Consider the following 11,990-nt stretch of genomic DNA (forward strand, 5'->3'; position numbering starts at 1 on the left):
TTACTCGAGCTCAGCCATCAGTTTTACCAGATGCTCAACTGCTTTCTGCTCGTCTTCACCTTCCGCAGAGATGGTGACAACGGTGCCCTGAGTCAGGCCCAGAGTCTGCAGTTTGAACAGGCTTTTTGCGCTCGCGCTTTTGCCGTTGGAAGTCACAGTGATTTCAGAAGAAAAGCCTTTTGCTTCTTTAACAAACTGAGCAGCAGGGCGGGTGTGCAGACCGTTCGGAGCGGTAATGGTAACTTCTTGCTGGAACATTGTATTTCCCCAACTTATAGGTTTAGTGTTGTGGAACTAAAGTCTAGCCTGGCGACTGAACTTTAGCCTGTATTGTTAGCGCTGACGTTTCGATCGTCATTAAACATTATGCAGCGAAAGCAAGACTTGAACCAAATCATAAAATCGATTCAGCAAGGCTATTTCATTCACCGATTAATTTCACGCATCAAAATAATTGCTGGTTTAAATACCAGACCCAACGGGGTGAAGCAATGCCAGGAGGGGTAAAAGTTTGAAGCAGGCCACAAAAAAGCACCTGAAAAGGTGCTTTTTTACGCGTTATTAACATGCTGGCACTACTGTTGCAGCTCTTTTTCGGTAAACAGATCGGCAAACAGTGCGGTGCTCAAGTAACGCTCACCCGAGGACGGAAGGATAACCACAATATTCTTATTGGTAAAGGCTTCGTCTTCCTGCAGCTTGAGCGCTGCCGCAACGGCCGCACCGGAAGAGATACCCGCCAGAATGCCTTCTTCATCCATCAGGCGACGCGCGGTAGAGATGGCCTCTTCGTTAGTGATGGTGACCACTTTATCGATCAGCTTCAGATCCAGGTTGCCCGGAATGAAGCCTGCGCCAATACCCTGGATTTTATGCGGGCCTGGTTTGAGCTCTTCACCGGCCAGGGCCTGGGTGATAACCGGTGAGTCAGTCGGCTCAACGGCAACGGTGATCAGGTCTTTTTTACCCTTTGTGCCTTTAATATAGCGTGACACGCCGGTCAGCGTACCGCCGGTACCCACGCCGGAGATAAAGACGTCAACCTGGCCGTCGGTATCTTCCCAGATTTCCGGACCGGTGGTCTTCTCGTGAATTTCCGGATTTGCCGGGTTGCTGAACTGCTGCAGCAGCAGATATTTCGCCGGATCGCTGGCCACAATCTCTTCGGCTTTCTGAATGGCGCCCTTCATGCCCTTCGCGCCTTCGGTCAGCACCAGGTTCGCGCCAAGCGCTTTAAGCAGCTTACGACGCTCGATGCTCATCGTTTCTGGCATAGTCAGCGTCAGCTTGTAGCCGCGCGCAGCAGCAACATAGGCCAGAGCAATACCGGTGTTACCGCTGGTTGGTTCCACCAGCTCAACGCCAGGCTTCAGTACGCCACGTTTTTCAGCATCCCAAATCATGTTTGCACCGATACGGCATTTAACGCTGAAGCTCGGGTTACGTGATTCGACCTTCGCCAGGATGCGTCCATTACCGATACGGTTCAGTCGAACCAGGGGCGTATGACCGATAGTCAGCGAGTTGTCTTCATAAATCTTACTCATGGCCTGTCCTTAACTGTATGAAATTGGGATACCGACCCAGCATACCTGTTGAGCAGGTAGGGGGAAGTAAGGAATTCGCATATCTATATACTGCAAGGAAATAATGGGGATCAGTATGGAATAAGGGGCGGCATAAGCCACCCCTGCTTTACACATTTTTGCATTATTTCCATAACGCGTGCTTAGCACGGTAGCAGTCGACCCACATCGCCGTCGCGCCGCAAACGGCGACGGGCATGATGAATAGATTCAGGAAGGGAATCATGGTGAACAGGCTGGTCAGTGCGCCAAACTGCATATTGGCGACCTTCTGGCTGCGCAGGGCGGTGCGCATCTCTTTAAACGGTACCTTGTGGTTATCGAAAGGATAGTCGCAGTACTGAATGGCCAGCATCCAGGCGCTGAACAGGAACCACAGCACCGGTGCCACGGTCTGGCCAATGCCTGGCACAAAATAGAGGATAAGCAGCACGAGCGCGCGGGGCAGGTACCAGGCAAACTTCTGCCATTCGCGCTTCATAATGCGAGGGAGGTCTTTCATGATCCCCCATATCCCTGTGTCCGGCGGCGTCGCACCGGTAAGCCGCGCTTCCAGCTGTTCCGCCAGCAGACCGTTAAACGGTGCGGCTATCCAGTTTGCAATTGTCGAGAAGAAGTAGCCAAACACCAGCAGCACGGAGATCACCGCCACCGGCCAGAGCAGGTAGTTAAGCCACTGCAGCCAGTCCGGCACGTAACTCATCAGCGACGGGATCCAGCTCTCCAGCTTTGTAAACAGCCACCAGAACGCGCCGCCCATAAGAATAATGTTGATCAACAGCGGCAGAATGACGAAGCGTCGAATCCCCGGCAGGGAGACCAGTTTCCAGCCCTGAGAAAAATACCAGACGCCGCTGCGCGGGGGGGAAGAAGATGTTGAAACCATAGCCAGGCTGTACTCCTTTTTACACAACCAGTGGAATTGCCCGCCTATATTATCCACTTACTGAGCAATGACCAGTTCGGAAATGTTCGAAAAACCAGCAAAAAGCACGATTTCCTTCATCTTTATGCTGTGAATGCTCTGCACACACTTGCACTTGACGTAAACGGCAAATACTCTTAGTGAGTAAATGTTTGCCGTGGTGGCAAGGTGTTAGAACAACAGAGAATATAATGATGCAGGATTTGCGTCTGATATTAATCATTGTTGGCGCGATCGCCATAATCGCTTTACTGGTACATGGTTTCTGGACCAGCCGTAAAGAGCGTTCCTCGATGTTTCGCGATCGCCCACTGAAGCGCATGAAGTCCAGTCGTGACGACGATGACAGTGAAGATGACATCGACGGTAGCGATGACGACGGCGTGGGTGAAGTTCGTGTTCATCGGGTCAATACTGCGCCCGGCGCAGGCCATGGGGAGCATGAAGCGCCTCGTCCTTCGCAGCACCAGTATCAACCGCCGTATGCTTCTGCACAGCCGCGCCAGCCAGCGCCGCAGCCTGTGGAAGAGCCGGTGCGCCAGCCGCCGCAACAGCCTGTCTATCAGCAGCCTGCTGCGCCACAGCCGGTTCAACAGCAACCGGTTCAGCAGCCCGTGCAGCAACAACCTGCTCAGCCGGTACAACAACCGCAGCAGCCTGTTCACGTACAGCCTGCGCCTCAGCCTGCTCCGGCCCCGCACGTTGAGCCTGAGCCCGTTGTAGAGCCAGAACCGGTTGTTGAAAAACCGCAGCGTAAAGAAGCGGTGATCATTATGAACGTGGCCGCGCATCACGGTAGCCATCTCAATGGCGATGTGCTGCTTAACAGTATTCAACAGGCAGGCTTCAAGTTTGGCGATATGAATATTTTCCATCGCCACCTGAGCCCTGACGGTAGCGGTCCGGCGCTGTTCAGCCTGGCCAACATGGTTAACCCTGGCACCTTCGATCCGGAAATGACCGGTGATTTCGTGACCCCGGGCGTCACTATCTTTATGCAGGTGCCGTCCTACGGTGATGAACTGCAAAACTTTAAGCTGATGCTGCAGTCCGCTCAGCACATCGCTGACGAAGTCGGTGGCGTGGTGCTCGACGATCAGCGTCGAATGATGACCCCGCAGAAATTGCGCGAGTATCAGGACCGCATCCGCGAAGTTAAGGAAGCTAACGCGTAATCGCTGCGTTGACTTCAACTCCTCCTCAACCCCCGCATGTCGGGGGTTTTTTCTCATTGATGGTGCGATATGGACTCAATCGAACAACAACTCACTGAACTGCGAACCACGCTTCGCCATCATGAATACCTCTATCATGTTATGGACGCGCCGGAAGTGCCGGATGCGGAGTATGACCGCCTTATGCGCGAGCTGCGCGAACTAGAGGCGCAGCATCCTGAACTCATCACGCCGGATTCCCCCACCCAGCGTGTCGGCGCTGAGCCGCTGGGCGCTTTCAGCCAGGTGCGTCATGAAGTGCCGATGCTGTCGCTGGATAACGTCTTCGATGAAGAGAGCTTCCTCGCGTTTAACAAGCGCGTGCAGGATCGCCTGAAAAGCAGCGACTCTCTCACCTGGTGCTGCGAGCTCAAGCTGGATGGCCTGGCGGTCAGTCTTCTCTATGAAAACGGCGTGCTGGTGCGTGCCGCGACGCGTGGCGACGGCACGACGGGCGAAGACATCACCACCAACGTGCGTACCATCCGCGCGATCCCTCTGAGGCTGCAGGGTGACAACATTCCTGCTCGTCTGGAAGTGCGCGGCGAAGTGTTCCTGCCGCAGGCGGGCTTCGAGAAAATTAACGAAGAGGCTCGTCGCACCGGCGGGAAAGTGTTTGCTAACCCGCGTAATGCGGCGGCGGGCTCGCTGCGCCAGCTCGACCCACGTATTACCGCGAAGCGACCGCTTACTTTCTTCTGCTACGGTGTGGGTATTCTTGAGGGCGGCGAGCTGCCGGATACGCACCTTGGACGCCTGCTGCAGTTTAAAGCGTGGGGCCTGCCGGTGAGCAACCGCGTTCAGCTCTGCGACTCGCCGGAAGCGGTGCTGGCGTTCTACCACAAGGTGGAAGCGGACCGTCCGACGCTCGGGTTTGATATTGATGGTGTCGTCATCAAGGTGAATTCACTGGCGCTACAGGAGCAGCTGGGCTTTGTGGCGCGCGCGCCGCGCTGGGCGGTGGCGTTTAAGTTCCCGGCTCAGGAGCAGATGACCTTCGTTCGCGACGTGGAGTTCCAGGTCGGTCGAACGGGGGCTATTACACCGGTCGCCCGTCTGGAACCAGTGCAGGTGGCGGGCGTGCTGGTGAGTAACGCCACGCTGCACAACGCCGATGAAATCGAACGCCTGGGCCTGCGCATTGGTGACAAAGTGGTGATTCGCCGCGCAGGGGACGTGATCCCGCAGGTGGTTAACGTCGTTGAGTCAGAGCGTCCTGACGATACGCGCGAAGTTGTCTTCCCAACCCATTGTCCGGTGTGCGGCTCGGACGTTGAGCGCGTAGAAGGTGAAGCGGTGGCGCGCTGTACGGGTGGCTTAATCTGTGGCGCGCAGCGTAAAGAGTCACTGAAGCACTTCGTCTCCCGTCGCGCAATGGACGTTGACGGCATGGGCGACAAGATTATCGATCAGCTGGTTGAGAAAGAGTACGTCCACACGCCAGCGGACCTCTTCAGGTTGACCGCTGGTAAACTGACCGGTCTGGACCGCATGGGACCAAAGTCTGCCCAGAATGTGGTTAACGCGCTGGAAGCCGCAAAAGAGACGACTTTCGCCCGTTTCCTCTACGCGCTGGGCATTCGTGAAGTGGGTGAAGCAACCGCAGCAGGTCTGGCAGCATACTTTGGTACGCTGGAGGCGCTGGAAAAGGCGAGCATTGAGGAGCTGCAGAAAGTCCCGGACGTAGGTATTGTCGTCGCCACGCACGTCTTTAACTTCTTCGCCGAAGAGAGCAACCGTAACGTCATCGGCGAACTGCTGGAAGAGGGCATTAAATGGCCCGCGCCGGTGGTGGTTAACGCTGAAGAGATCGACAGCCCGTTCGCCGGTAAAACGGTGGTACTGACCGGCAGCCTGAGCCAGCTTTCACGCGACGATGCCAAAGCACGTCTGGTGGCGCTGGGGGCGAAAGTGGCGGGCAGCGTGTCGAAGAAAACTGACCTGGTGATCGCCGGTGAAGCGGCGGGTTCGAAGCTGGCGAAAGCCCAGGAGCTCGGCATTGAGGTTATCGACGAAGTGGAAATGATGCGTCTGTTAGGAGAGTAACGTGGAGAAAGAGCAGTTCGTTGAGATCGCCAATACCGAGATGCCGTTCGGTAAATACAAGGGCCGCAGGCTGATTGATTTGCCGGAGGAGTATCTGCTGTGGTTTGCCCGTAAGGATGAATTCCCGGCAGGGCGACTGGGCGAGCTGATGGCTATCACGTTACTGATCAAAACCGAGGGGCTGACTCAGCTAGTGCAGCCCCTGAAACGTCCTTAACTTAAGCCTTCGCGGCGCGGGTCTCTTCCTGCGCCAGCTTTTCGGTCTGGCGCTTGTAGCGACGCGCCAGCACCGCGCAGACCATCAGTTGGATCTGGTGGAAAATCATCAGCGGCAGCACCATCATCCCAATCACCGAGGTCGGGAACAGAATGTTGGCCATCGGGATGCCGTTCGCCAGGCTCTTTTTCGAACCGCAGAATACGATCGTAATTTCATCCGCTTTGTTGAAGCCGCATTTGCGTGCCACAAAGACGTTAACGGCAATAACAATCGCCAGCAGGACGATGCTGACCACCACGATAAACAGCAGCGAGCCTGCCCCCACCTTGTGCCAGATCCCGTTTACGACCGCTTCGCTGAAGGCGGAGTAAACCACCAGCAGAATCGAGGTCTGGTCGGTTTTTGAAATCCATTTTTTATGCTTCGCCACAAACGCGCCGGTCCACGGTCGGGAAAGATGCCCCAGCACAAACGGCAGCAGCAGCTGCAGACAGATTTTGCCGACCTGCTCAAGGTTACCTTCCGCACCGTGCATGTTCATCAGCAGGCCTACCAGCAGCGGCGAAACGAAAATCCCTAACAGGCTGGATGCCGATGCCGAGCAGACCGCGGCCGCCACGTTCCCTCCCGCGAGAGAGGTAAAGGCAATGGCGGACTGCACCGTGGCCGGAAGAATACAGAGATACAGGAAACCGGTGTAAAGCGCCGGGTCGACGTTAACCGGCGCCCACCAGGCAAACAGCACGCCGAGGATCGGGAACAGAATGAACGTGCTGCACATCACCCACAGGTGTAGTCGCCAGTGGCTACCGCCCGCGATAATGGCTTCGCGGGAGAGCTTTGCGCCGTGCATAAAGAACAGTAGCGCGATGGCGGCCGTCGTCAGCCCTTCAAAAAACGGGACGAAACCGCCGCGAGCGGGGAAGAAAGAGGCCAGTAAAACGGTAACTACCAGGGTGAGCGTAAACGGATCAACAATACGAAATAGTTTCATAATGACTCCTGAAAACAGATGTCGCTATTGTGCTTTTTTCCATTTGAGAAATAAAATTGATTTATTGCATCCATTCATGAATTAAAAAGATGAATTATTCACTCCGTCAGCTTCGTGTTTTTGTCACCGTGGCGCAGGCTCGTAGCTTTAGCCGGGCAGGGGAGATGATTGGCCTGAGCCAGTCGGCGGTTAGCCACAGCGTGAAAGAGCTGGAAAATCAGACTGGCGTCCGGTTACTTGACCGAACCACGCGTGAAGTGGTGCTGACCGAAGCGGGGCAGCAGCTCGCTCTGCGCCTTGAACGGTTGCTGGATGAGCTCAACAGCACGCTCAGAGACGTGGGGAGGCTGGGCCAGCAGCTTTCGGGTACCGTGCGGGTCGCGGCCAGCCAGACGATATCCGCACACCTTATACCTCAGTGTATTGCCGAGGGAAGCCATCGCTACCCGGACATTGATTTTGTACTGCATGACAGGCCGCAACAGTGGGTGCTGGAAAGCATCCGCCAGGGGGATGTCGATTTTGGTATTGTTATCGATCCCGGTCAGGCAAGCGATCTGGCGTGCGAAAGCGTACTCTCTGAGCCTTTTTTGCTGCTCTGCCGTGACGACGATCCGCTGGCCTCGTTGCCTGAGGTCAGCTGGCAGTCCCTGCAGGGCGCGAATCTGGTATTACAGGATTATGCCTCGGGCAGCCGTCCGTTGATTGATTCCGCGCTGATGAATCAGGGCGTAAAGGCAACAATCGTGCAGGAGATTGGTCACCCGGCGACGCTGTTTCCCATGGTGGAAGCCGGCATTGGCATCAGCGTATTGCCCGCCCTGGCGCTCCCCCTGCCGCAGGGAAGCAGACTGGCCGTCAGGCGATTAACGCCCGTTGTCGAGCGAAAGCTGATGCTGGTGCGGCGAAAAAATCGTTCACTCTCGGGGGCGGCGCAGGCTATCTGGGAAGTGGTGCGTATCCAGGCACAACGATTAACCGAAGCCCGCATACGCGACCCACTGTTTAACGCATCAGAAGATCAGATGTAGATATCAATCTGATTATTGTCTGACGGGCTATTCACGCCTTCCACTTTGCCCAGTTTTTGTTCCTGCTTCTTCTGGGCCTCTTCGGCCTGCTGGCGCTGCAGCGCCGCGAGCTGAGCCTGCAGCACTTTGAGCTGGGTCTGAATAAGTTCCTGCTGCTTTTTCTTCTCGTCGGTGCTGATGGGGCTGTTCGACAGCTCTTTTAACTGCTGGGTCAGTTTTTTGATCTTGTCGAGAATGCGGGTGATTTGCGCAGAGATATCGTTACTGCTCGAAGTTCCACTCGCGCCGCTGGTTTGAATCTGTTGGGTTGAAGCCTGAATGGTCGTCATACTTTTTCCTCGCGTTATAAAACAGAGGTATCGGCACCAATGGGATTAGCTTGAGCAAAACTGCCATATCTGGCAGGGAGTTGCATCGATACACAATCAGTATTGATTGCGACGTTGAAGGCAGGGAAGTAGACAAACTGCGGATAGCAAAAAGGCGCCTTTAGGGCGCCTTTTTACATTGGTGGGTCGTGCAGGATTCGAACCTGCGACCAATTGATTAAAAGTCAACTGCTCTACCAACTGAGCTAACGACCCGAAATGGTGGGCGATGACGGGCTCGAACCGCCGACCCCCTCCGTGTAAAGGAGATGCTCTACCAACTGAGCTAATCGCCCATTTCGGAACTACTGCGATAAGGTGAGAATGGTGGGCGATGACGGGCTCGAACCGCCGACCCCCTCCGTGTAAAGGAGATGCTCTACCAACTGAGCTAATCGCCCAATCTCAATTCTTATCTACACTGCGGGTCTACCGAAGTAGATGGTGGGTGATGACGGGCTCGAACCGCCGACCCCCTCCGTGTAAAGGAGATGCTCTACCAACTGAGCTAATCACCCCCGCTGTGTGGAGTCGCATTATAGGGAGAGTTGAAAATGAGTCAACGCATTTTCTAAAGTTTTTATTCGTTCGTCGTAAAATTAAGCAAAACGATCGCGAAACGGGCTGTGGCGCATGATTTCTAAACAAAAATCGCAAACTCGGTCACGATAAAGGGATCAACATTGAGGAATCCCCCCACAGTGATAGAATATTGCCCATCTTTTTTTTCCCCAGGATTTGCCGATTGCCGGCATCTTTATAACGTAAGGCCATTTCATGAAAATCAAAACTCGCTTCGCGCCGAGCCCGACAGGCTATCTGCACGTCGGTGGTGCACGTACCGCTCTCTATTCCTGGCTTTTCGCACGCCACAACAAAGGTGAGTTCGTGCTGCGTATTGAAGACACCGATCTTGAGCGCTCCACGCCGGAAGCAATTGAAGCCATTATGGATGGGATGAACTGGCTGAATCTGGAATGGGACGAAGGCCCTTATTTCCAGACCAAACGCTTTGACCGCTATAACGCCGTCATTGATGAAATGCTGGTCGCGGGCACGGCGTATAAGTGCTATTGCTCCAAAGAGCGTCTGGATGCGCTGCGCGAAGAGCAGATGGCGAATGGTGAAAAGCCGCGTTATGACGGCCGCTGCCGCCATGACCACAGCGAGCATGCTGCTGATGAGCCTTGCGTTGTGCGTTTTGCTAACCCGCAAGAGGGGTCTGTGATCTTTGACGACCAGATCCGTGGCCCGATCGAATTCAGCAACCAGGAGCTGGACGATCTGATCATCCGCCGCACCGATGGTTCCCCAACCTACAACTTCTGCGTGGTGGTTGACGACTGGGATATGGAAATTACTCACGTTGTCCGTGGTGAAGACCACATCAACAACACGCCACGTCAGATCAACATCCTGAAGGCGCTGAACGCCCCTGTGCCTGTTTATGCGCACGTCTCCATGATCAACGGCGACGACGGGAAAAAGCTGTCTAAACGTCACGGCGCGGTCAGCGTCATGCAGTATCGCGACGACGGTTATCTGCCAGAAGCGCTGCTGAACTATCTGGTGCGTCTGGGCTGGGCTCACGGTGACCAGGAGATCTTCAGCCGCGAAGAGATGATCGAACTATTCTCTCTGAGCTCTGTCAGCAAATCAGCGAGCGCGTTTAATACCGACAAGCTCCAGTGGCTGAATCATCACTACATTAATACCATGCAGCCGGAATATGTGGCGACGTACCTGCAGTGGCACATTGAGCAGGCAAATATTGATACCCGCACTGGCCCTGAGCTGGCGGATCTGGTGAAACTGCTCGGCGAGCGCTGCAAAACTCTGAAAGAGATTGCTGAAAGCTGCCGCTACTTCTATGAAGAGTTTGCTGAGTTCGACGCGGACGCCGCGAAGAAACACCTCCGTCCGGTTGCGCGTCAGCCGCTGGAAGTGGTGCGTGACAAGCTGGCTGCGCTCACCGAATGGACCGCTGAGAATGTGCATCACGCCATTCAGGCGACGGCGGACGAGCTGGAAATCGGCATGGGTAAAGTCGGTATGCCACTGCGCGTTGCGGTGACCGGTGCGGGTCAGTCTCCGGCGCTGGACGTAACGGTTCATGCCATCGGCAAATCACGCAGCGTTTCGCGCATTAACAAGGCGCTGGACTTTATCGCTGAACGAGAAAATCAGCAGTAATAACGTCTCAGATAAAACAAACGGCAGGGGAACCTGCCGTTTTTTTATGCTTCTTCTTCTGCAATACCCAGACGCTTAAGAAATCCGTGTATGCCTTCGCGCTTCAATAACGCATCCAGACGCTTCTGCTCCGGCTTAGTCATACTCTCCAGCGTCTCAATAATGCCCGGATACAGGTTTGAAGAGGGGGTACCGTAGGAAGACGTGGCCTCCGCGAGATGGTAAACCTCGTGAGGGGTGCGAATTGCCGGGAGGCTCATAATATGTTCCTTCACGCGCGCATCGACATGAATGAGTCGCGCGCGACCGCCTTTCACGCCGTTGAGCCCTTCGGTTTTCCATCCCTGCTGGCGTATCCAACGATTAACCGTTTGCCTGGCGACGCCCAAACTCTCCGCCAGCTCTTCCGTGGTCATTTTGCTCCGTAATCTTTTCATATCAGTCCCGATCGCGAATCCCTAAACGTTGCAATAATCCGGTGATCCCTTCTCGCAGTAATAGCGATGTCATCTGCTTCTGCTCTTCCGGCGTCATTTCATTGGCTAGCGTCAGGAGCAGGGTGTGAAGTGAACTATCATGACTGACGCCTTCTGGCAGTTCGGATGTTTCGCTTGCCCGACGTGCACTGCGGATAAATTCACGGACTTTTTCGTTCACATGTACCAGACGCGCTTTCCCGCCCTGGACGCCTGGCTTTGGTGACGTAATCCAACCCTCTTTGCGTACCCATTTATTGATGGTCTGTCGGCTATAGCCAGTGAGGAGGGCTAACTCTTCTGGCGTCATTCGTTCCTTGATCATGCAATTTCCTGAATATCCGTGGGGTTAATTAGCGGCTCATTTTATAGCACCCTTTAACGTGAAAACGTGACAGGCTTAACTCCTGACTGCGAGCAGGCTCGCAAAGTGATTCATTTGCATGATTTTTCGGCGATTGAATAGCTGGAATTGATTTTGCCGTTGACACTCCGCAGCGGAATTCATATTATGCCGCCCGTCAACATGACAGCTTTACGATGGGGCTATAGCTCAGCTGGGAGAGCGCTTGCATGGCATGCAAGAGGTCAGCGGTTCGATCCCGCTTAGCTCCACCAAACTCTGAACCCAACAGAGTGCGGTCAGTAAAGTCATATGTGGGGCTATAGCTCAGCTGGGAGAGCGCTTGCATGGCATGCAAGAGGTCAGCGGTTCGATCCCGCTTAGCTCCACCAAAATTGTAAACCCTCGTCGAATGACGGGGGTTTTTTTTATCTGTTTGTAACGCCCTTTACCGCATTTTGTTATCAAAAAGAAGGTATTTCTGTACCTCACCTCAATCGTAATCAATAAACCGGTCTATAAATAGACTTGAACTTGATTCGCGCAATTAATAAACCTATTATCCATCCGGTCAATGATTCTCCTGGAAAATAA

Annotated in this window: 12 protein-coding genes and 6 tRNA genes; 7 read left to right on the forward strand and 11 right to left on the reverse strand. The window is 54.4% G+C overall.

The annotated features are described in order from the left end of the window. The 3 genes from ptsH to cysZ form a co-directional block, all read right to left on the reverse strand. Positions 1-258, reverse strand: coding sequence for a phosphocarrier protein Hpr (ptsH, locus tag UR504_RS13495; protein WP_045909449.1), 258 nt, complete (start codon positions 256-258; stop codon positions 1-3). Positions 259-575: 317 nt separating this feature from the next. Beyond that, positions 576-1,547, reverse strand: coding sequence for a cysteine synthase A (gene cysK, locus UR504_RS13500; protein WP_014884739.1), 972 nt, complete (start codon positions 1,545-1,547; stop codon positions 576-578). Between the two features lie 163 nt (positions 1,548-1,710). Next, positions 1,711-2,472, reverse strand: a complete 762-nt coding sequence (gene cysZ / locus UR504_RS13505; protein WP_111965203.1) for a sulfate transporter CysZ — start codon at positions 2,470-2,472, stop codon at positions 1,711-1,713. A 230-nt stretch (positions 2,473-2,702) separates the two neighbouring features. Between cysZ and zipA the strand changes: the two genes are divergently transcribed. The 3 genes from zipA (at position 2,703) to UR504_RS13520 (ending at position 5,988) form a co-directional block, all read left to right on the forward strand. Further along, positions 2,703-3,686 carry a cell division protein ZipA gene (zipA, locus tag UR504_RS13510; RefSeq protein ID WP_023308727.1) on the forward strand — a complete coding sequence of 328 codons (984 nt, stop codon included), beginning with the start codon at positions 2,703-2,705 and terminating at the stop codon, positions 3,684-3,686. A gap of 69 nt (positions 3,687-3,755) precedes the next feature. Further along, positions 3,756-5,771 (forward strand): NAD-dependent DNA ligase LigA, encoded by a 2,016-nt coding sequence (gene ligA / locus UR504_RS13515; protein WP_136195532.1) that lies wholly within the window; start codon positions 3,756-3,758, stop codon positions 5,769-5,771. 1 nt (position 5,772) lies between these two features. Then, positions 5,773-5,988, forward strand: a complete 216-nt coding sequence (locus UR504_RS13520; protein ID WP_302236031.1) for a DUF3820 family protein — start codon at positions 5,773-5,775, stop codon at positions 5,986-5,988. Position 5,989: 1 nt separating this feature from the next. Here the strand turns inward: UR504_RS13520 and UR504_RS13525 are convergent, their stop codons facing one another. After that, positions 5,990-6,985: a bile acid:sodium symporter family protein gene (locus tag UR504_RS13525; protein ID WP_111965206.1), complete on the reverse strand. Its 996-nt coding sequence runs from the start codon at positions 6,983-6,985 to the stop codon at positions 5,990-5,992. Between the two features lie 89 nt (positions 6,986-7,074). Here UR504_RS13525 and UR504_RS13530 point away from each other — a divergent pair, with 89 nt between their 5' ends. After that, a complete protein-coding gene (locus tag UR504_RS13530) occupies positions 7,075-8,016 on the forward strand; it encodes a LysR family transcriptional regulator (protein WP_111965207.1) in 942 nt (313 codons plus the stop codon). Here UR504_RS13530 and UR504_RS13535 read toward each other — a convergent pair. From UR504_RS13535 to UR504_RS13555, 5 genes are all read right to left on the reverse strand, one after another. Continuing rightward, a complete protein-coding gene (locus tag UR504_RS13535) occupies positions 8,007-8,345 on the reverse strand; it encodes a FlxA-like family protein (protein ID WP_111965208.1) in 339 nt (112 codons plus the stop codon). The two genes, UR504_RS13530 and UR504_RS13535, sit on opposite strands and share 10 nt — an antisense overlap. Before the next feature lie 179 nt (positions 8,346-8,524). After that, positions 8,525-8,600, reverse strand: a tRNA-Lys gene (locus tag UR504_RS13540). A 4-nt stretch (positions 8,601-8,604) separates the two neighbouring features. After that, a tRNA-Val gene (locus UR504_RS13545) sits at positions 8,605-8,680 on the reverse strand. Between the two features lie 29 nt (positions 8,681-8,709). Then, positions 8,710-8,785: transfer RNA gene (locus UR504_RS13550), tRNA-Val, on the reverse strand. 41 nt (positions 8,786-8,826) lie between these two features. Continuing rightward, positions 8,827-8,902 (reverse strand) — tRNA-Val (locus UR504_RS13555). A gap of 259 nt (positions 8,903-9,161) precedes the next feature. On the opposite strand from UR504_RS13555, the gene gltX reads away from it, so the two are divergent. Continuing rightward, entirely contained in the window at positions 9,162-10,577 is a 1,416-nt protein-coding gene (gltX, locus tag UR504_RS13560) for a glutamate--tRNA ligase (protein WP_127731880.1), read from the forward strand. Positions 10,578-10,621: 44 nt separating this feature from the next. Here gltX and UR504_RS13565 read toward each other — a convergent pair whose 3' ends face one another. After that, entirely contained in the window at positions 10,622-11,014 is a 393-nt protein-coding gene (locus UR504_RS13565; protein ID WP_320739789.1) for a YfeC-like transcriptional regulator, read from the reverse strand. A 1-nt stretch (position 11,015) separates the two neighbouring features. Beyond that, entirely contained in the window at positions 11,016-11,378 is a 363-nt protein-coding gene (locus UR504_RS13570; RefSeq protein WP_115875947.1) for a YfeC-like transcriptional regulator, read from the reverse strand. A gap of 217 nt (positions 11,379-11,595) precedes the next feature. Here UR504_RS13570 and UR504_RS13575 point away from each other — a divergent pair. Both UR504_RS13575 and UR504_RS13580 read left to right on the forward strand, forming a co-directional pair. Beyond that, positions 11,596-11,671, forward strand: a tRNA-Ala gene (locus tag UR504_RS13575). A gap of 41 nt (positions 11,672-11,712) precedes the next feature. Further along, positions 11,713-11,788, forward strand: a tRNA-Ala gene (locus UR504_RS13580). The last annotated feature ends 202 nt before the right edge of the window (positions 11,789-11,990 follow it).

It is taken from the genome of Enterobacter sp. 241F3, assembly GCF_034106785.1.
GTDB classification, from domain to species: Bacteria; Pseudomonadota; Gammaproteobacteria; order Enterobacterales; family Enterobacteriaceae; genus Enterobacter; species Enterobacter vonholyi.

Bases quoted from the DNA above. Each gene is read 5' to 3' on its own strand.
- ptsH (WP_045909449.1), bottom strand. From the start codon at position 258: ATGTTCCAGCAAGAAGTTACCATTACCGCTCCGAACGGTCTGCACACC.
- cysK (WP_014884739.1), bottom strand. From the start codon at position 1,547: ATGAGTAAGATTTATGAAGACAACTCGCTGACTATCGGTCATACGCCC.
- cysZ (WP_111965203.1), bottom strand. From the start codon at position 2,472: ATGGTTTCAACATCTTCTTCCCCCCCGCGCAGCGGCGTCTGGTATTTT.
- zipA (WP_023308727.1), top strand. From the start codon at position 2,703: ATGATGCAGGATTTGCGTCTGATATTAATCATTGTTGGCGCGATCGCC.
- ligA (WP_136195532.1), top strand. From the start codon at position 3,756: ATGGACTCAATCGAACAACAACTCACTGAACTGCGAACCACGCTTCGC.
- UR504_RS13525 (WP_111965206.1), bottom strand. From the start codon at position 6,985: ATGAAACTATTTCGTATTGTTGATCCGTTTACGCTCACCCTGGTAGTT.
- UR504_RS13530 (WP_111965207.1), top strand. From the start codon at position 7,075: ATGAATTATTCACTCCGTCAGCTTCGTGTTTTTGTCACCGTGGCGCAG.
- UR504_RS13535 (WP_111965208.1), bottom strand. From the start codon at position 8,345: ATGACGACCATTCAGGCTTCAACCCAACAGATTCAAACCAGCGGCGCG.
- gltX (WP_127731880.1), top strand. From the start codon at position 9,162: ATGAAAATCAAAACTCGCTTCGCGCCGAGCCCGACAGGCTATCTGCAC.
- UR504_RS13565 (WP_320739789.1), bottom strand. From the start codon at position 11,014: ATGAAAAGATTACGGAGCAAAATGACCACGGAAGAGCTGGCGGAGAGT.
- UR504_RS13570 (WP_115875947.1), bottom strand. From the start codon at position 11,378: ATGATCAAGGAACGAATGACGCCAGAAGAGTTAGCCCTCCTCACTGGC.